This is a genomic window from Streptococcus sp. 3874 (assembly GCF_013276425.1).
In the GTDB taxonomy this organism is placed as follows: Bacteria; Bacillota; Bacilli; order Lactobacillales; family Streptococcaceae; genus Streptococcus; species Streptococcus pseudopneumoniae.
Map to the genome: position 1 here is coordinate 1 of NZ_VMLA01000023.1, position 18,537 is coordinate 18,537.

General features: G+C 39.3%; 16 protein-coding genes and 1 pseudogene. 16 read left to right on the forward strand and 1 reads right to left on the reverse strand.

The genetic code is table 11. The features are described from left to right. Window positions 1-134: 134 nt before the first annotated feature. The 9 genes from HT703_RS02315 (at window position 135) to HT703_RS02355 (ending at window position 10,370) form a co-directional block, all read left to right on the forward strand. Window positions 135-281: a hypothetical protein gene (locus HT703_RS02315; RefSeq protein WP_171039244.1), complete on the forward strand. Its 147-nt coding sequence runs from the start codon at window positions 135-137 to the stop codon at window positions 279-281. A gap of 45 nt (window positions 282-326) precedes the next feature. Next, entirely contained in the window at window positions 327-1,502 is a 1,176-nt protein-coding gene (mutY, locus tag HT703_RS02320) for an A/G-specific adenine glycosylase (RefSeq protein WP_172929905.1), read from the forward strand. A gap of 55 nt (window positions 1,503-1,557) precedes the next feature. After that, the gene (gene yycF, locus HT703_RS02325) at window positions 1,558-2,262 is read left to right on the forward strand and encodes a response regulator YycF (RefSeq protein ID WP_000722069.1); all 705 of its coding nucleotides are present in this window, start codon (window positions 1,558-1,560) and stop codon (window positions 2,260-2,262) included. Further along, the gene (gene vicK, locus HT703_RS02330; RefSeq protein WP_000886221.1) at window positions 2,255-3,604 is read left to right on the forward strand and encodes a cell wall metabolism sensor histidine kinase VicK; all 1,350 of its coding nucleotides are present in this window, start codon (window positions 2,255-2,257) and stop codon (window positions 3,602-3,604) included. Before yycF ends, vicK begins: the two co-directional genes overlap by 8 nt. Window position 3,605: 1 nt before the next feature. Continuing rightward, entirely contained in the window at window positions 3,606-4,415 is an 810-nt protein-coding gene (locus HT703_RS02335; protein WP_054392848.1) for an MBL fold metallo-hydrolase, read from the forward strand. 90 nt (window positions 4,416-4,505) lie between these two features. Further along, window positions 4,506-4,748, forward strand: a complete 243-nt coding sequence (locus HT703_RS02340) for a DUF6290 family protein (protein WP_000208079.1) — start codon at window positions 4,506-4,508, stop codon at window positions 4,746-4,748. A 1-nt stretch (window position 4,749) separates the two neighbouring features. Further along, a complete protein-coding gene (locus HT703_RS02345) occupies window positions 4,750-5,004 on the forward strand; it encodes a type II toxin-antitoxin system RelE/ParE family toxin (protein WP_007284771.1) in 255 nt (84 codons plus the stop codon). Window positions 5,005-5,079: 75 nt separating this feature from the next. Beyond that, window positions 5,080-6,951 (forward strand): Eco57I restriction-modification methylase domain-containing protein, encoded by a 1,872-nt coding sequence (locus HT703_RS02350; RefSeq protein WP_054392849.1) that lies wholly within the window; start codon window positions 5,080-5,082, stop codon window positions 6,949-6,951. 164 nt (window positions 6,952-7,115) lie between these two features. Beyond that, window positions 7,116-10,370: a DEAD/DEAH box helicase family protein gene (locus tag HT703_RS02355; protein WP_172929906.1), complete on the forward strand. Its 3,255-nt coding sequence runs from the start codon at window positions 7,116-7,118 to the stop codon at window positions 10,368-10,370. Window positions 10,371-10,719: 349 nt separating this feature from the next. On the opposite strand, the gene HT703_RS02360 is transcribed toward HT703_RS02355, so the two are convergent. Further along, the gene (locus HT703_RS02360) at window positions 10,720-11,688 is read right to left on the reverse strand and encodes an L-lactate dehydrogenase (RefSeq protein WP_000204723.1); all 969 of its coding nucleotides are present in this window, start codon (window positions 11,686-11,688) and stop codon (window positions 10,720-10,722) included. Window positions 11,689-11,881: 193 nt separating this feature from the next. On the opposite strand from HT703_RS02360, the gene gyrA reads away from it, so the two are divergent. The 7 genes and pseudogenes from gyrA (at window position 11,882) to HT703_RS02395 (ending at window position 18,461) form a co-directional block, all read left to right on the forward strand. Next, window positions 11,882-14,350: a DNA gyrase subunit A gene (gyrA, locus tag HT703_RS02365; RefSeq protein ID WP_001153001.1), complete on the forward strand. Its 2,469-nt coding sequence runs from the start codon at window positions 11,882-11,884 to the stop codon at window positions 14,348-14,350. After that, entirely contained in the window at window positions 14,350-15,093 is a 744-nt protein-coding gene (gene srtA, locus HT703_RS02370) for a sortase SrtA (protein WP_000018518.1), read from the forward strand. Before gyrA ends, srtA begins: the two co-directional genes overlap by 1 nt. A 159-nt stretch (window positions 15,094-15,252) precedes the next feature. After that, window positions 15,253-15,534, forward strand: a pseudogene (locus tag HT703_RS02375) (PLP-dependent transferase); the annotation flags it as partial. Between the two features lie 95 nt (window positions 15,535-15,629). Then, window positions 15,630-16,904 carry a DUF2130 domain-containing protein gene (locus HT703_RS02380; RefSeq protein ID WP_138704433.1) on the forward strand — a complete coding sequence of 425 codons (1,275 nt, stop codon included), beginning with the start codon at window positions 15,630-15,632 and terminating at the stop codon, window positions 16,902-16,904. A 9-nt stretch (window positions 16,905-16,913) separates the two neighbouring features. Beyond that, a complete protein-coding gene (truB, locus tag HT703_RS02385; RefSeq protein WP_100127782.1) occupies window positions 16,914-17,792 on the forward strand; it encodes a tRNA pseudouridine(55) synthase TruB in 879 nt (292 codons plus the stop codon). 148 nt (window positions 17,793-17,940) lie between these two features. Beyond that, window positions 17,941-18,162 (forward strand): bacteriocin, encoded by a 222-nt coding sequence (locus HT703_RS02390; protein WP_172929907.1) that lies wholly within the window; start codon window positions 17,941-17,943, stop codon window positions 18,160-18,162. Next, on the forward strand, window positions 18,159-18,461 hold the full coding sequence (locus HT703_RS02395) for a bacteriocin immunity protein (protein WP_000983427.1): 303 nt from the start codon (window positions 18,159-18,161) through the stop codon (window positions 18,459-18,461). The genes HT703_RS02390 and HT703_RS02395 overlap by 4 nt, the downstream gene beginning before the upstream one ends. Window positions 18,462-18,537 lie beyond the last annotated feature (76 nt).

Below are 18,537 nucleotides of genomic sequence, written 5' to 3' on the forward strand. Positions count from 1 at the left end.
TTTGATTCAGTGACCCACAAAATCTTAAAACCAGATAATTGGGAAGAAAAATATGCTCCAGAACCTGCTATTAAAAAGGAACTGCAGCGCCAGCTCAAGGCTTATGAGCGTCATAAAGAGAGAAATAATACTCAATGAAAATCAAAGAGCAAACTAGGAAACTAGCCGCAGGTTGCTCAAAGCACTGCTTTGAGGTTGCAGATAAGACTGACGAAGTCAGTAACCATACCTACGGCAAGGCGACGTTGACGTGGTTTGAAGAGATTTTCGAAGAGTATTAATACTAGGAAAAGGACAGTTAAAACCTTCTGTGTTATACTAGAGATATGTTAGATTTGAAAGAATACGGTATTGTCATGTGGCCGGAGGAGAAGATTATTTCTTTCCGTGAGAAACTTCTCAGTTGGTATGATGAAAACAAAAGAGATTTACCCTGGCGTAGAAGTAAAAATCCTTATCATATCTGGGTTTCTGAAATTATGCTCCAGCAGACCAGGGTGGATACAGTTATCCCTTACTACGAAAGATTCCTGGACTGGTTTCCAACTGTCGAAAGTTTGGCGAATGCGCCTGAAGAGCGTTTGTTGAAGGCTTGGGAGGGACTGGGATATTATTCTCGAGTACGCAATATGCAGGCTGCAGCCCAGCAGATTATGACTGATTTTGGTGGCCAATTTCCAAATACCTATGAAGGAATTTCCAGTTTGAAAGGGATTGGCCCTTACACAGCAGGAGCTATTTCCAGTATCGCTTTTAACTTGCCTGAGCCAGCTGTAGATGGTAATGTCATGCGGGTCTTGGCGCGTCTGTTTGAAGTCAACCATGATATTGGGATTCCAAGTAATCGCAAAATTTTTCAGGCAATGATGGAAATCTTGATTGATCCGGATCGTCCGGGTGATTTTAATCAAGCTTTGATGGACTTGGGGTCTGATATTGAGTCTCCTGTAAATCCCAGACCTGAAGAAAGCCCAGTCAAGGACTTTAGTGCGGCATATCAGAATGGAACCATGGACCGTTATCCAATCAAGGCTCCCAAGAAAAAGCCAGTTCCCATTTATCTAAAAGCCTTGGTGGTCAAAAATACTCAGGGACAATTTTTACTTGAAAAAAATGAAAGTGAAAAGCTATTGGCAGGTTTTTGGCATTTCCCATTGATAGAAGTTGATAACTTTTCGCAAGAAGAGCAGTTTGACCTCTTTCATCAGGTTGCAGAAGAAAGTGTGAATTTTGGCCCCAGTCCAGAGGAGAGTTTCCAGCAGGACTATGACCTAGATGTTGCTTGGCTTGATGTTTATTTTGAGACTGTCAAGCATGTCTTTAGCCATCGCAAGTGGCATGTTCAAATTGTAGCCGGTCAGGTGACTGACTTCCATGATTTTTCAGATAGGGAAGTTCGCTGGCTTTCATCAGAAGAGTTCAAGAATCACCCACTTGCCAAACCCCAACAAAAAATCTGGCAGGCTTATGCAAAAGCCAACTTAGACAGTAACAAAGACTAGCTATCGTGTCTTCTTGTTATTTTTTTGCTATAATAGTAGAGAAAAAGGTGAACATATGAAAAAAATACTAATTGTAGATGATGAGAAACCAATCTCGGATATTATCAAGTTTAATATGACCAAGGAAGGTTACGAAGTTGTAACTGCTTTTAACGGTCGTGAAGCGCTAGAGCAATTTGAAGCAGAGCAGCCAGATATTATTATTTTGGATTTGATGCTTCCGGAAATTGATGGTTTAGAAGTTGCTAAGACCATTCGTAAGACAAGTAGTGTACCTATTATCATGCTGTCGGCTAAAGACAGCGAATTTGATAAGGTTATCGGTTTGGAGCTTGGGGCGGATGACTATGTAACCAAACCCTTCTCCAATCGTGAGTTGCAGGCGCGTGTTAAAGCTCTTCTGCGTCGTTCTCAACCTATGCCAGTAGATGGGCAGGAAGCAGAAAGTAAACCTCAACCTATCCAAATTGGGGATTTAGAAATTGTTCCAGACGCCTACGTGGCTAAAAAATATGGAGAAGAACTAGACTTAACCCACCGTGAGTTTGAGCTTTTGTATCATTTGGCATCGCATGCAGGTCAAGTCATTACGCGCGAACACTTGCTTGAGACTGTCTGGGGTTATGACTATTTTGGTGATGTCCGTACGGTTGATGTGACTGTCCGACGTCTGCGTGAGAAGATTGAAGATACGCCCAGCCGACCAGAGTATATCTTGACGCGCCGTGGTGTAGGGTATTACATGAGAAATAATGCTTGATTTACTGAAACAAACCATTTTTACCAGAGATTTTATCTTTATTCTGATTTTGTTAGGTTTCATCCTTGTTGTGACCCTCTTATTACTGGAGAATAGACGTGATAATATTCGATTGAAGCAAGTCAATCAAAAGGTTAAAGATTTGATTGCAGGAGATTATTCCAAGGTTCTTGATATGCAAGGTGGGTCTGAAATCACCAATATTACCAATAATTTGAATGACTTGTCGGAGGTTATTCGTCTCACTCAGGAAAATCTAGAACAAGAAAGTAAGCGGCTAAATAGTATTCTGTTTTATATGACAGATGGGGTCCTTGCGACCAATCGTCGGGGGCAGATTATCATGATTAACGATACAGCCAAGAAGCAACTGGGGCTGGTTCAGGAAGATGTTCTGAATAGAAGCATTTTGGAAGTACTCAAGATAGAAGAAGACTATGAATTGCGTGATTTGATTACCCAAAGTCCAGAATTGTTGCTAGATTCCCAAGATATCAATGGTGAATATTTGAACCTTCGAGTTCGCTTTGCCTTGATACGTCGAGAGTCTGGCTTTATTTCAGGTTTGGTGGCTGTTTTGCATGATACGACGGAGCAGGAGAAGGAAGAACGCGAACGGAGACTCTTTGTTTCCAATGTTAGCCATGAGTTACGGACTCCTTTAACCAGCGTGAAATCCTATCTTGAAGCCTTGGATGAGGGAGCTTTGTGTGAAACTGTAGCACCAGACTTTATCAAGGTTTCTCTTGATGAAACCAACCGTATGATGCGCATGGTGACGGACCTCCTTCATCTTTCACGTATTGATAATGCTACCAGTCATCTAGATGTGGAACTGATTAACTTCACTGCTTTTATTACCTTTATCCTCAATCGTTTTGACAAGATGAAAGGACAGGAAAAGGAAAAAAAATATGAGTTGGTGAGAGATTATCCCATCAATTCTATCTGGATGGAAATTGATACAGATAAGATGACACAGGTTGTCGACAATATTTTAAATAATGCTATTAAGTATTCGCCAGATGGGGGTAAAATCACTGTCAGAATGAAGACAACTGAAGACCAGATGATTTTATCCATTTCTGACCAGGGTTTAGGGATTCCTAAGCAGGATTTACCACGTATCTTTGACCGTTTCTATCGTGTGGATCGTGCTAGAAGTCGTGCACAAGGTGGTACAGGTCTAGGACTGTCTATCGCTAAAGAAATTATCAAACAACATAAGGGCTTTATTTGGGCCAAGAGTGAATACGGCAAGGGTTCAACCTTTACCATTGTGCTCCCTTATGATAAGGATGCAGTGAAAGAAGAAGTATGGGAGGATGAAGTAGAAGACTAGAATGAGTGAAACAGGCTTTAAATACAGTATTTTAGCGTCGGGTTCCAGTGGAAATTCCTTTTATCTGGAAACCCCAAAAAAGAAGCTTTTAGTGGATGCAGGCTTATCTGGTAAGAAAATCACCAGCCTACTTGCTGAAATTAATCGCAAGCCAGAAGACTTGGATGCCATCTTGATTACCCATGAGCATTCAGATCATATCCATGGAGTAGGCGTTTTGGCTCGCAAGTATGGTATGGATCTTTATGCCAATGAAAAGACCTGGCAAGCTATGGAAAATAGTAAATATCTTGGCAAGGTGGATTCTTCGCAAAAGCATATCTTTGAGATGGGCAAAACCAAAACCTTTGGAGATATTGACATCGAGAGTTTTGGTGTAAGCCATGATGCAGTCGCACCGCAGTTCTATCGCTTTATGAAAGATGATAAAAGTTTTGTCCTTTTGACAGATACAGGTTATGTCAGTGACCGTATGGCAGGGATTATCGAAAATGCGGATGGCTATCTTATCGAGTCCAACCATGATGTAGAGATTTTGCGAGCAGGTTCTTACGCTTGGCGACTCAAACAACGAATCCTATCTGACCTCGGTCACCTTTCTAACGAAGACGGTGCTGAAGCTATGATTCGTACCTTGGGAAACCGCACTAAGAAAATCTACCTTGGGCATTTATCTAAGGAGAACAATATCAAGGAACTGGCTCATATGACCATGATCAATCAGCTAGCACAAGCTGATCTGGGAGTCGGAGTAGACTTTAAGGTTTATGATACCTCACCAGATACCGCAACACCCTTGACAGATATATAGAAAGAACGCTGAGAAGGTGTTCTTTTTATATTGACTGAACACCTAAAAAGTAATACAATGGTGTTACCATTAAAAAAGGGAGTGCAAAAGATGACTACTATTACATTAAAAGTTTCTGAAGCTGATAAAACATTTATGAAAGCAATGGCTAAGTTTGAAGGAGTTTCCCTGTCGGAACTGATCCGCACCAAAACTCTCGAAGCTCTAGAAGACGAATACGATGCTCGTGTGGCAGATTTAGCCTATCAAGAGTATTTAGAAGACTTGGAAAAAGGAGTTGAACCCATTACTTGGGAAGAAATGATGCATGATTTAGGCTTGGAGGATGAATAATTTGTATAAATTAGTTCCGACAAGACGATTCATCAAGCAATTGAAAAAATTGGATCGTTATACGCAGAAGCTAATTACAAACTATTTACAAACCAATGTTTTGGAAGACCCAAGACGACACGGAAAGGCTTTGGTTGGTAATCGTGTTGGTCAATGGCGCTATAGAATTGGTAATTATCGAGTTATCGTACAAATTGTAGATGATGAATTAGTCATTGCTACTCTAGAAGTTGGTCATAGGAGAGATATTTATTGAATTACTTTTTTCAAGTAAATTTTCATTCTTTTAAATATGATATAATAGGGCTTACAATACAAGAGAGGTTGCTTTATGGCAATAGATATTAGTGAAGAGCAGTTGGCTAAGGAGTCTGCTGATTTATTAAAAATACTTTTAAAAGATAGAACAACAAAGAAAAATATAGTTTGGGCGACGCATTCTTATAACTTGTTAGGAAAAGGCTTTAGTCCTAGTGATAGTATTAGTCCAAGTAAGGTTACTGGAAACTATGCTAACTTGATTCAGCCCAGATCTGAAAAATCCAAGTATGAGCAAAAAGATCGTACAAAAATAAGGGCAGAAGTGTTTACACCAACTTGGTTGGTCGCAAAGCAAAATGGATATGTGGAAGCCGACCTTGAAGCTCTGGATCTTGAAGATTATATCCAAGTGCGATGGCTAGAAATTACCTGTGGTGAAGCACCTTATATGGTAACTCGCTATGATACAGTGACTGGTAAGGAAATTCCATTATCTGAACGAGTTGGTTTTGTTGATAGAAAATTGCAGCGCATTAGTCGTGAGGTCTCAGATGAAGTCACCTTTTATGAATTTGTAAAAAAAGCTTATCGAGCTTCTTATGGCTATGAGTATCAAGGAGATTCTCTCCTTTTGGCGCGTGAGAATCTTTTGGCAACTTTTGAGGACTATTATCTAGCTAAGACTGGAAATCAACCAACATTAGAGCAAAAGAAAGAAATTGCGACTATTATTTCTTACAATGTCTTTCAGATGGATGGATTGAAAAAAAGTAGTCCTTATTCAGCTAAACAAAAGCAATCTCAACAATTGAGTTTGTTTGCGGATGAGCTAGAAGTCCAAGAAGTAGAAGGATCTAAAACCCATATCAAAGACTGGAAAAAGAATAGAATGATAGGTTTTGAGCGCCTATCTAGCGAGGAAAGTGAAATGAAATTTGATGTCGTGATAGGAAATCCGCCGTATCAGGAAATAGGAGAAGCTAGAGATGAGCCGATATATCACTATTTTATTGATGAAGCTTATAAAATCGCAGATAAATCTATACTAATCACCCCAGCAAGGTTTTTATTTAAAGCTGGTCAAACTCCTAAAAATTGGATGGAAAAGATGCTTGAAGACAAGCATTTAAAAGTTCAATTCTATGAACTTAAAAGCGGTAAAGTATTTACAGGAACGGATATTAAGGGTGGAGTAGCAATAACTTATCGTGATGTTGATAAAGATTTGGGACCAATCGGAGTATTTACTATTTTTGAAACTTTGAATGGTATTGTAAAAAAAATCGAAAAACATCCAGAATTTGAAACTTTTTCTGATTTAGTTTATCCTCAAGGTATTTATAGATTTTCAAATAAACTTTTTTCTGATTATCCAAATGCTGAAAAACTGCAAGGAAAAGGAACAAAAAATAAAATTGTTTCGAAATCACTAACTCAGTTAGATTTTGTTTTCAAAAACAAAGAAGAAAAAGACCATGTTGCTCTACTTGGAAGAATTGGCTCCGAACGTGTTTATCGATATATTAATAAAAAATATTTAGATTTACCGGAAACATTCGAAAATTATAATGTTTTTGTACCAGAAGCTAATGGAAGTGGTGCCTTAGGTGAAGTCTTATCAACACCCCTAATCGGGGAACCCCTAATCGGGCATACAGATACTTTTTTATCTATTGGTAATTTTAAAACAAAATTTGAAGCCGATGCTTGTATTAAATTTATTAAAACTAAATTCGCTAGAGTATTATTAGGTGTTTTGAAAGTTACTCAGCATAATTCACGCAAAACTTGGTATTACGTCCCACTCCAAGACTTCACGGTCAATTCGGACATTGATTGGACACAATCAGTGGCTGATATTGACCGCCAGCTTGATCAAAAATATGACCTTTCCCCTGAAGAAATTGCCTTTATTGAGAATCATGTAAGGGAGATGGATTAGAAAAGTATTTTTATTTGACAAATAGTGCTCAATGATCTAAAATGACTATATAGGATTAGGTCAGGAAGCATACGATGCCCTGACCCTTTTTGTACTTATGAGATGAGAAAGTCATTTGTTAGATAAATTGACTTGGTTAGCAAACGTTCAAAAAAGGAAAACTTATGCCAGTAGAAATTAAAACCACTAAAGAGATTCATCCTAAAATCTATGCCTACACCACACCGACAGTAACCAGTAATGAAGGCTGGATTAAGATTGGGTATACAGAACGTGATGTCACACAACGTATCAAGGAGCAAACTCATACAGCTCATATAGCTACAGATGTCTTATGGACTGGTGATGCAGCTTATACAGAAGAGCCTGATAAGGGGAAAACTTTCAAGGATCATGATTTCCACCATTTCTTGTCTTTCCATGATGTAGAACGTCGTCCTAAGACGGAATGGTTCTATTTTAATGGAACTCCTGAAAAATCAAAAAATCTTTTTGATAAGTTTGTTCAGCATGATTTGTCTGGTTATCAACCTGGAAAAGGACAGGACTATACTCTGCGACAAGAGCAAGAAGAAGCAGTTGCTAAGACATTAGCTTATTTCCAAGAACATGCTGGAGGCAAGTTTCTCTGGAATGCCAAGCCACGCTTTGGTAAAACCTTGTCTACCTATGACCTAGCTCGACGGATGGAAGCTGTCAATGTCCTAATTGTAACAAACCGCCCTGCCATTGCTAACTCATGGTATGATGATTTTGAAACATTCATAGCAGGTCAGACGACTTACAAGTTTGTTTCTGAATCAGATAGCCTTAAGAGTCGTCCAACTTTGTCACGTAAAGAATTTGTTGGTATTTTAGATGACGATGTAAGACAACTTGCTTTTATCAGTCTCCAAGACTTGAAAGGTTCTGTTTATTTAGGTGGAGAGCACGATAAACTCAAATGGGTGACTGATCTGCATTGGGATTTGTTGGTTATTGACGAGGCTCATGAAGGAGTTGATACCTTCAAGACTGACCAAGCCTTTAATAAGATCCGTCGAAACTTTACCTTACACCTTTCTGGAACTCCATTTAAAGCATTGGCAAAGGGAGAGTTTACCGAGGAGCAAATCTATAACTGGTCTTATGCTGATGAGCAGGCAGCCAAAACTATTTGGTCGCCTGAGCAAGAAGAGGAAAATCCATATGAAACCTTACCTCAGTTAAATCTCTTTACCTATCAAATGTCTCAGATGATTGGTGAAGAGCTAGAGAAAGGCGCTCAACTTGATGGTGAAAATATTGACTATGCTTTTGACTTGAGTGAATTTTTCGCTACAGATGATAAAGGTAAATTTATCCATGAGCAAGATGTCAGAAATTGGTTAGATACTCTATCAAGCAATGAAAAATATCCATTTTCAACCAAAGAACTCCGTAATGAACTCAAGCATACTTTTTGGCTTTTAGAACGTGTCGCTTCGGCCAAAGCATTAAAAGCCCTACTAGAAGAACACCCAATCTATGAAAACTATGAGATCGTTCTAGCTGCTGGTGACGGACGTATGTCCGAAGAAGACGATAAAGTCAAACTCAAATCCTTGGACTTGGTTAGAAAAGCGATAGCAGGTAATGACAAAACCATTACCCTATCCGTCGGTCAATTGACGACAGGTGTCACTATCCCTGAGTGGACAGGTGTATTGATGTTATCGAATTTGAAATCACCTGCACTTTATATGCAGGCCGCCTTCCGTGCTCAAAATCCTTACTCATGGATCGATAACAAAGGAAATCACTTTCGCAAAGAAAGAGCCTATGTATTTGACTTTGCGCCGGAAAGAACCTTGATTCTCTTTGATGAGTTTGCCAACAACTTATCGCTTGCGACTGCAGGAGGCGGCGGGACTTCGATAACTCGTGAAGAAAACATCAGAGAATTACTCAATTTCTTCCCTGTCATAGCTGAAGACCGTGCTGGTAAAATGGTTGAAATTGATGCCAAGGCGGTTCTAACCATTCCTCGCCAGATAAAAGCTAGAGAAGTTCTTAAACGTGGCTTTATGTCCAATCTATTATTTGATAATATCAGCGGTATTTTCCAAGCTAGTCAAACAGTTCTAGATATTTTAAATGAGCTGCCAGTTGAAAAGGAAGGGAAGGTACAAGATAGTTCTGATTTATTAGACTTTTCAGATGTTACAGTCGATGATGAGGGAAATGCAGTAGTAGACCATGAAATTGTAGTTAATCAGCAAATGCGACTTTTTGGTGAAAAAGTTTATGCGCTGGGTGAGTCAGTTACAGAAGTGATGGCCCAGAATGAGGAAAAATCTCATAGGAAGTTGGCTTCTGAGTTGAGTCAAACAGTTTCTCCAGTGATTGTAGAAGATTTAAAAGCTGAATACAACTTTAAAACTCGGGAAACAGACCAAATCAAGAAACAAATTACAGCAACATTTGAGAATGAAATTCGAAAAAATGATATCGAAAGAAAAATTTCTGAAGCTCATATCAGGGAAGAATTGCAGCAACAAATTAAAGAAGCAGTTGATAAGGAGCAAAAGGATAAGATTCAAGAAGATTTTGATAAACGTTTAGAAGAAAATAATCTCATTCACAAAGAAAAACTAGAGCAAACACTCAAAAAAGAAGTAGAGAAAATGCCTGAGAGATTTATCGAACAGGTTGAGAGAAAACGTGTTGAGCAGTTGAAACAATCAGCTCAAGATGAGATTCGTGACCATCTTCGTGGATTTGCACGAACCATCCCAAGTTTTATTATGGCTTATGGCAATCAATCTCTAACACTTGATAATTTTGATACCTTTGTTCCTGAGCAAGTCTTCTTTGAGGTGACTGGTATTACGATTGATCAATTTCGTTATTTGAGAGATGGAGGACAAGATTTTGCAGGACATCTCTTTGATAAAGCAACATTTGACGAAGCTATTCAAGAATTTCTTCGCAAGAAAAAGGAGTTGGCGGATTATTTTAAAGACCAAAAAGAAGATATTTTTGACTATATTCCACCACAGAAAACCAATCAGATTTTCACTCCTAAACGGGTAGTGAAGAGGATGGTAGATGATCTTGAAAAAGAAAATCCAGGAATATTTGATGATCCATTTAAGACATTTATTGATTTGTACATGAAGTCTGGTCTCTATATTGCTGAACTTGTTAAGCGACTATATAATAGCGAAGGTTTGAAAGATGCATTTCCAAATTCTGAAGAACGCTTAAAACATATCTTAGAAAACCAAGTTTATGGATTTGCTCCGTCTGAGATTATCTATAACATTTCCACTAATTTTATATTTGGCAATCTTTCTAAAGATATCAGTAGGAAGAATTTTGTTTTAGCAGATACCATTCCAGCGGCTAAAGAAGGGCGCATTCAAAAGTTGGTTGATTCCTATTTTGAAAATAATTAAAAAGAAGGCTGAGTCAAAATTCTTTGAAATCAGAAAAAACGCATAAGATAAGGTATTGACAATCCTTGGTATTATGCGTTTTATTGTGGGAAGATGTATAATGGATTGAAATAAGATATGAACAAATCGATTAGGAAAGGAAAATTGATTTATAGAAATGTTTTAGTAGTAGATGCGTACCGTTATAGATTCAATGCACTATAAAATCTGAAGAAAGCAATTTTTAACCAGATCTTAGAAGCAGTTGTGTACTACTCTAACTTCAATAGACTATATCATACAGCTAAAAAAAACAACTCCCTGATGATTCAAGGAGTTGTCTATAGTTAAATTAATTTTTAGAAGCTTCTTAGAATTCTGGATTTTTCCATGCTTCGTCAATAATAGCTTGCAATTCTTTAGCAGATGCTTGCATTTTTTGAGTTTCTGCATCGTTCAATGGAATGTTTACTGGACGAACGATACCGTGTGCTCCAACGATAGCTGGTTGACCGATAAAGACGTTCTCAATTCCGTATTGACCTTCTTGGAATACGGAAAGTGGAAGTACTGCGTTTTCATCGTCAAGGATTGCTTTAGTGATACGAGCGAGGGCTACAGCGATACCGTAGTATGTAGCACCTTTCTTGTTAATGATTGAGTATGCAGCGTCGCGAACAGAAATGAAGAGTTCTACAAGGTCAGCTTCATTCAAGTCACGGTTAGCTTGCAACCATTGTTCCAATTTTACACCGGCAACGTTAGCATGTGACCAAACGGCAAACTCAGAGTCACCGTGTTCACCCATGATATAGGCGTGAACTGAACGAGCGTCAACACCGATTTTTTCAGCAAGGGCTTGACGGAAACGAGCTGAGTCAAGTGAAGTACCTGAACCGATAACGCGTTCTTTAGGGAAACCAGAGAATTTCCAAGTTGAGTAAGTCAAAACGTCAACTGGGTTAGCAGCAACAAGGAAGATACCTTTGAAACCTGATTCAACAACTTGAGTTACGATTGATTTGTTGATAGCAAGGTTTTTACCTACAAGGTCAAGACGAGTTTCACCTGGTTTTTGAGGCGCACCTGCAGTGATCACAACAAGGTCAGCGTCTGCACAGTCAGAGTATTGAGCTGCATAGATTTTTTTAGGTGAAGTGAAGGCAAGGGCGTGACTAAGGTCAAGCGCATCACCAACAGCTTTTTCATGCAATTGTGGAATTTCGATAATTCCAAGCTCTTGTGCAATTCCTTGGTTAACAAGTGCAAAAGCGTAAGATGAACCTACAGCACCATCACCGACAAGGATAACTTTTTTGTGTTGTTTAGTTGAAGTCATTGTTCTAAACATCTCCTTAATTTTATTAGGGGATTTTCCCTAGACAACTTCATTCTATCACTTTTAAAAAACTTTGTCACGAATATGCCGTATAGTTCTCTATGTAAACGTTTTAGTGGTTTAGAGGCTGAAATAGATGGGAATTTATGGTATAATGTTGTTACTTACTAATTGTGAAATGAGGCATTTATTAATGCAGGATAAAAATTTAGTGAATGTCAATCTGACAAAGGAGATGAAGGCTAGCTTTATCGACTACGCCATGAGTGTTATCGTAGCGCGAGCTCTTCCTGATGTTCGAGATGGCTTAAAACCTGTTCACCGTCGCATTCTCTACGGAATGAATGAATTGGGTGTTACTCCAGACAAACCCCATAAAAAATCTGCTCGTATTACAGGGGATGTCATGGGTAAATACCACCCACACGGGGATTCCTCTATCTATGAAGCCATGGTCCGTATGGCTCAATGGTGGAGTTACCGTTACATGCTTGTAGATGGTCATGGGAATTTTGGTTCCATGGATGGAGATAGTGCTGCCGCTCAACGTTATACCGAGGCACGTATGAGCAAGATTGCTCTGGAAATGCTTCGTGATATCAACAAAAATACAGTTGATTTCGTTGATAACTATGATGCCAACGAACGGGAACCCTTGGTCTTGCCAGCGCGTTTTCCAAACCTTTTGGTTAATGGAGCAACTGGTATCGCGGTTGGGATGGCAACCAATATTCCACCTCATAATCTAGGTGAAACCATTGATGCAGTGAAGTTGGTCATGGATAATCCTGAAGTGACTACCAAGGAATTGATGGAAGTCTTGCCTGGTCCAGATTTTCCAACAGGTGCCCTTGTCATGGGGAAATCAGGTATCCACAAGGCTTATGAAACAGGTAAAGGTTCGATTGTCCTACGTTCTCGTACCGAAATCGAAGAAACTAAGACTGGCCGTGAGCGCATTGTTGTAACAGAATTTCCTTATATGGTCAACAAAACCAAGGTGCATGAGCATATTGTTCGCTTGGTTCAGGAAAAACGCATTGAGGGGATTACAGCAGTACGTGATGAGTCAAACCGTGAGGGTGTTCGATTTGTTATTGAAGTCAAGCGTGATGCGTCAGCCAATGTTATCCTCAATAATCTTTTCAAGATGACCCAGATGCAAACCAACTTTGGTTTCAATATGCTGGCTATCCAAAATGGTATACCGAAAATTTTGTCTCTTCGTCAGATTTTGGATGCTTATATCGAGCACCAAAAAGAAGTAGTTGTTCGTCGTACACGTTTTGATAAGGAAAAAGCGGAAGCGCGCGCTCATATCTTAGAAGGTCTCTTGATTGCGCTAGACCATATCGACGAAGTGATTCGTATCATTCGTGCTAGTGAAACGGATGCGGAAGCACAAGCTGAGTTGATGAGTAAGTTTAAGCTTTCTGAACGTCAAAGTCAGGCCATCCTAGACATGCGTCTTCGTCGTTTGACAGGTTTGGAACGCGATAAGATTCAATCTGAGTATGATGACCTCTTGGCTCTGATTGCGGACTTAGCGGATATTCTTGCTAAGCCTGAACGTGTTTCTCAAATCATCAAAGACGAATTGGATGAAGTTAAACGTAAATTTTCCGATAAACGCCGTACAGAGTTGATGGTTGGACAGGTCTTGAGTCTCGAGGATGAGGACTTGATTGAAGAATCGGATGTCTTAATTACCCTTTCTAACAAAGGATACATTAAACGTCTGGACCAAGCTGAATTTACTGCTCAAAAACGTGGAGGTCGTGGTGTCCAAGGAACAGGAGTGAAAGATGATGACTTTGTTCGTGAGTTAGTGTCAACTAGCACCCATGATCATCTGCTCTTCTTCACAAATAAAGGACGAGTTTATCGTTTGAAAGGTTATGAAATTCCTGAGTATGGTCGGACTGCCAAAGGGCTACCAGTAGTCAATCTCTTGAAATTGGATGAAGACGAAAATATTCAGACGGTTATCAATGTTGAGTCTGATCGCAGTGATGATGCTTATCTCTTCTTTACAACCCGTCACGGTATTGTGAAGAGAACCAGTGTTAAGGAATTTGCCAATATTCGTCAAAATGGTCTCAAAGCGCTGAATTTAAAGGATGAAGATGAGTTAATCAATGTCTTGTTGGCGGAAGGAGATATGGATATTATCATTGGTACCAAGTTTGGTTATGCAGTTCGCTTTAATCAATCAGCCGTTCGTGGTATGAGTCGTATCGCCACTGGTGTGAAAGGTGTTAACCTTCGTGAAGGAGACACAGTTGTTGGTGCCAGCTTGATTACTGATCAAGATGAGGTTCTTATTATCACAGAAAAAGGATATGGTAAGCGTACAGTCGCTACTGAATACCCAACAAAAGGTCGTGGTGGTAAGGGAATGCAGACAGCTAAAATTACCGAAAAAAATGGCTTGCTGGCCGGTCTTATGACTGTTCAAGGGGATGAGGATTTGATGATTATCACTGATACAGGTGTCATGATTCGAACCAATCTTGCCAATATTTCACAAACAGGACGTGCAACTATGGGAGTTAAAGTAATGCGCCTGGATCAAGATGCTCAGATAGTGACTTTCACAACGGTTGCGGTGGCAGAAAAAGAAGAGGTTGGGACAGAAAATGAAACAGAAGGTGAAGAATAATGTCTCATAAAAATAATAAAAAGAAAAACAAGCGAAAAAATCTGCTGACAAATATCCTAGCAGGATTTCTGATATTACTGTCACTGGCTTTGATTTTTAATGCGCAAATTCGAAATATTTTCATAGTCTGGAATACCAATAAGTATCAAGTTAGCCAGGTATCAAAAGAAAAATTAGAAGAAAATCAGGATACAGAAGGCAATTTTGACTTTGATTCTGTCAAAGCTATCTCTTCGGAAGCTGTTCTAACTTCTCAATGGGATGCTCAAAAATTACCAGTTATTGGGGGAATTGCAATTCCTGAATTGGAAATGAATTTGCCGATTTTTAAAGGACTTGATAATGTTAATCTCTTCTACGGAGCTGGTACAATGAAACGCGAGCAAGTAATGGGGGAAGGAAATTATAGTCTAGCTAGTCACCATATCTTTGGTGTTGATAATGCTAATAAAATGTTATTTTCTCCTTTAGATAATGCTAAAAATGGCATGAAGATTTATCTAACCGATAAAAATAAAGTTTATACTTATGAAATACGTGAAGTCAAACGTGTGACACCGGATCGTGTTGATGAGGTTGATGATAGAGAAGGGGTCAATGAAATCACATTAGTAACCTGTGAAGACCTTGCTGCTACAGAACGTATTATTGTCAAAGGTGATTTGAAAGAAACAAAAGATTATTCACAAACATCTGATGAAATCCTAACAGCTTTCAATCAACCATATAAACAATTTTATTAATACAAATCAGTGAAATTCAGAATTTCACTGATTTTTTTAAGATTTTCATAAAAATATAGTAAAATGAAATAAGAATAGGACGAATCGATCAGGACAGTCAAATCGATTTCTAACAATGTTTTAGAAGTATATGTGTACTATTCTAGTTTCAATCTACTATACTTGCCAAAAGGTTTCGGCTCCATCTTTACCTTCCATGTCAAAGGTGGGGAGGCAGAAGGCCGCAAGGTCATTGATCATTTAGAAATCTTTTCTGATCTTGCAAACGTGGCAGATGCTAAATCGCTTGTTGTCCATCCAGCAACAACCACTCATGGTCAATTGTCAGAAAAAGACCTAGAAGCGGCAGGTGTCACACCAAACCAAATTCGTTTGTCAATCGGACTTGAAAATGTAGATGATTTGATTGAAGACTTGCGCTTGGCCTTGGAGAAAATTTAAAGTAAAAGAAGATAAACAGTGGGTTTCGACTCGCTGTTTTTGATTTTCCTTCAGGCATGATATAATGGATAAAGAAGTCTAGAAAGAGGAACGATATGAACGAAATCAAATGTCCCAACTGTGGGGAAGTCTTTACAGTAAATGAAAGCCAGTATGCTGAACTTTTGTCCCAAGTGAGAACGGCAGAGTTTGATAAGGAACTACACGATAGGATGAGGCAAGAACTGGCCTTGGCTGAGCAAAAGGCTATGAATGAGCAACAGACTAAACTGGCTCAGAAGGATCAAGAAATTGCGCAATTACAGAGTCAGATCCAAAACTTTGATACAGAAAAAGAATTGGCCAAGAAAGAAGTTGAAGAGACAAGCCATCAGGCCCTCTTGGCTAAGGACAAGGAAGTACAGGCTTTGGAGAACCAATTGGCCACTTTGCGTTTAGAGCATGAAAATCAACTGCAAAAGACCCTTTCTGACCTAGAAAAAGAACATGTTCAGGTCAAAAATCAGCTCCTCTTGCAAGAAAAGGAAAATGAGTTGTCTTTGGCTTCTGTTAAGCAAAACTATGAAGCCCAGCTTAAAGCAGCTAGTGAACAAGTCGAGTTTTATAAGAATTTTAAGGCTCAACAATCTACAAAAGCCATTGGGGAAAGCCTAGAACAGTATGCAGAGAGTGAGTTTAACAAGGTCCGTAGTTTCGCCTTTCCAAATGCCTACTTTGAGAAGGATAACAAAGTCTCTGCGCGTGGGTCTAAGGGAGACTTCATCTTCCGTGAGTGTGATGAAAATGAGGTAGAGATTATCTCCATTATGTTTGAGATGAAGAATGAAGCTGACGGAACAGAGAAAAAGCATAAGAATGCAGATTTTTACAAGGAATTGGACAAGGACCGTCGGGAGAAGAACTGTGAATATGCCGTTTTAGTGACCATGCTTGAGGCCGATAATGACTACTTTAACACAGGGATTGTTGACGTCAGTCACGAGTATGAAAAGATGTATGTGGTTCGTCCTCAATTCTTTATTCAGTTGATTGGGCTCTTACGTAATGCGGCTCTTAATTCTTTAAAATACAAGCAGGAGTTAGCGCTTGTTCGCGAGCAAAATATCGACATTACACATTTTGAGGAAGACTTGGATGCTTTTAAACTAGCTTTTGCTAAGAACTATAATTCAGCTTCGACCAACTTTGGAAAAGCTATTGATGAAATCGACAAGGCCATCAAACGCATGGAAGAGGTTAAGAAATTCCTGACCACATCTGAAAACCAACTCCGTTTAGCTAACAACAAATTGGAAGATGTCTCTGTTAAAAAATTGACCCGGAAAAATCCAACCATGAAAGCGAAATTTGAAGCATTGAAGGGGGAGTAGAAAGCAAAAATGAACGGTATTATCAACTTAAAAAAAGAAGCAGGAATGACCTCGCATGATGCGGTTTTTAAACTGCGTAAGATTTTGGGCACCAAGAAAATTGGTCATGGTGGGACCTTGGATCCAGATGTAGTGGGTGTTTTGCCCATTGCGGTTGGCAAGGCGACCCGCATGGTCGAGTTTATGCAGGACGAGGGCAAGGTCTATGAGGGGGAAATCACTCTGGGCTATTCAACGACGACCGAGGATGCTAGTGGGGAAGTTGTCGCAGAGACGCCTGTTTTGTCACCTTTAGATGAAACCATTGTTGATGAAGCGATTGCGAGCTTGACTGGACCTATTAGTCAGATTCCGCCTATGTACTCGGCAGTTAAGGTTAATGGTCGCAAGCTCTATGAGTATGCGCGTGCTGGTCAGGAAGTGGAGCGTCCAGAACGTCAGGTGACTATTTATCAATTTGATCGAACAAGTCCGATTTCTTATGATGATTACCTTGCACGCTTTACTTTTCGTGTAAAATGCAGTAAAGGGACTTACATCCGTACTTTGTCAGTTGATTTGGGTGAAAAGCTTGGTTATGCGGCTCATATGTCACACCTGACACGGACTAGTGCTGCTGGCTTACAATTAGAAGACGCACTGACCTTGGAGGAAATTGCTGAAAAAGTAGAGGCTGGGCAATTAGATTTTCTCCATCCTTTAGAGATTGGGACAGGTGATCTTGTCAAAGTTTTCCTAAGTCCAGAAGAAGCTACAGAAGTTCGCTTTGGTCGTTTTATTGAGCTAGACCAAACGGACAAAGAACTGGCTGCCTTTGAAGATGATAAATTGTTAGCCATTCTAGAAAAACGAGGCAATCTCTATAAGCCAAGGAAGGTTTTTAGCTAGATCCTTTAGGAATAAAAATCGGGTGATAGATAACAATTGCTTGATAAAACCCCATACTAATAGTAGAATAGTTTTGGGAATTATAATATTCCAATTGTTGCGAGTTGTAGATACTCAAATAATCTATATAGAAATTTAGAGGTGTGAAATGAAGCAACTTAAAATTCTTTCAGATAAATATTTAGAGTCCATTACAGGTTCTGGTGGGAACTTAGGCCCAGGAATATATTGTGTAGACGTTAAAGGTCGAGCAAAATGCAGTATCAATCCTGGAAAGTTTTGGGGGTACACGGGAAGTGTAATAGTCAATGGCTGGATTAATTATGGTCCATGGGCACCTAGACCAGGATTTGGTGTGATAATTCCATGATGCAAAATGAGTTTCGAGAAAGGGTGGAGCAACTTCTTCAACAAAAAGAAATAAATGAAAATAGTGAGTTGAGTCACCTGTTTCGTCTTGCTATACAAAATTTAGACAGAAATGAAAAATACCAATCGGTCATGGCCAATTTGAGTCAAGGGTTGTCGCTTTACCTCATGACGCATCATTACCAGGCACCTAAGTCTGTCATTGATTTTGGTTTATGGATTGCCAAAGCTCCTAGCCAGGAAAGAGGGAGACTGGCTTTCTTGCAGATGCTTGCTCAAACCCTACAGGGCTTTCGTTAAAACTATCGAACATCAGAGGGAAGACTCTGGTGTTTTTTGCTGATGAGACTATAAATTTTGTAAAAAATGTGATAGA

Excerpts from the sequence above, each read along its gene's own strand:
- HT703_RS02360 (WP_000204723.1), bottom strand. The coding sequence starts at position 11,688 with ATGACTTCAACTAAACAACACAAAAAAGTTATCCTTGTCGGTGATGGT.
- srtA (WP_000018518.1), top strand. The coding sequence starts at position 14,350 with ATGTCTCATAAAAATAATAAAAAGAAAAACAAGCGAAAAAATCTGCTG.
- HT703_RS02380 (WP_138704433.1), top strand. The coding sequence starts at position 15,630 with ATGAACGAAATCAAATGTCCCAACTGTGGGGAAGTCTTTACAGTAAAT.
- yycF (WP_000722069.1), top strand. The coding sequence starts at position 1,558 with ATGAAAAAAATACTAATTGTAGATGATGAGAAACCAATCTCGGATATT.
- mutY (WP_172929905.1), top strand. The coding sequence starts at position 327 with ATGTTAGATTTGAAAGAATACGGTATTGTCATGTGGCCGGAGGAGAAG.
- HT703_RS02355 (WP_172929906.1), top strand. The coding sequence starts at position 7,116 with ATGCCAGTAGAAATTAAAACCACTAAAGAGATTCATCCTAAAATCTAT.
- gyrA (WP_001153001.1), top strand. The coding sequence starts at position 11,882 with ATGCAGGATAAAAATTTAGTGAATGTCAATCTGACAAAGGAGATGAAG.
- HT703_RS02340 (WP_000208079.1), top strand. The coding sequence starts at position 4,506 with ATGACTACTATTACATTAAAAGTTTCTGAAGCTGATAAAACATTTATG.
- HT703_RS02390 (WP_172929907.1), top strand. The coding sequence starts at position 17,941 with ATGAAGCAACTTAAAATTCTTTCAGATAAATATTTAGAGTCCATTACA.
- truB (WP_100127782.1), top strand. The coding sequence starts at position 16,914 with ATGAACGGTATTATCAACTTAAAAAAAGAAGCAGGAATGACCTCGCAT.
- HT703_RS02315 (WP_171039244.1), top strand. The coding sequence starts at position 135 with ATGAAAATCAAAGAGCAAACTAGGAAACTAGCCGCAGGTTGCTCAAAG.
- HT703_RS02395 (WP_000983427.1), top strand. The coding sequence starts at position 18,159 with ATGATGCAAAATGAGTTTCGAGAAAGGGTGGAGCAACTTCTTCAACAA.
- vicK (WP_000886221.1), top strand. The coding sequence starts at position 2,255 with ATGCTTGATTTACTGAAACAAACCATTTTTACCAGAGATTTTATCTTT.
- HT703_RS02335 (WP_054392848.1), top strand. The coding sequence starts at position 3,606 with ATGAGTGAAACAGGCTTTAAATACAGTATTTTAGCGTCGGGTTCCAGT.
- HT703_RS02350 (WP_054392849.1), top strand. The coding sequence starts at position 5,080 with ATGGCAATAGATATTAGTGAAGAGCAGTTGGCTAAGGAGTCTGCTGAT.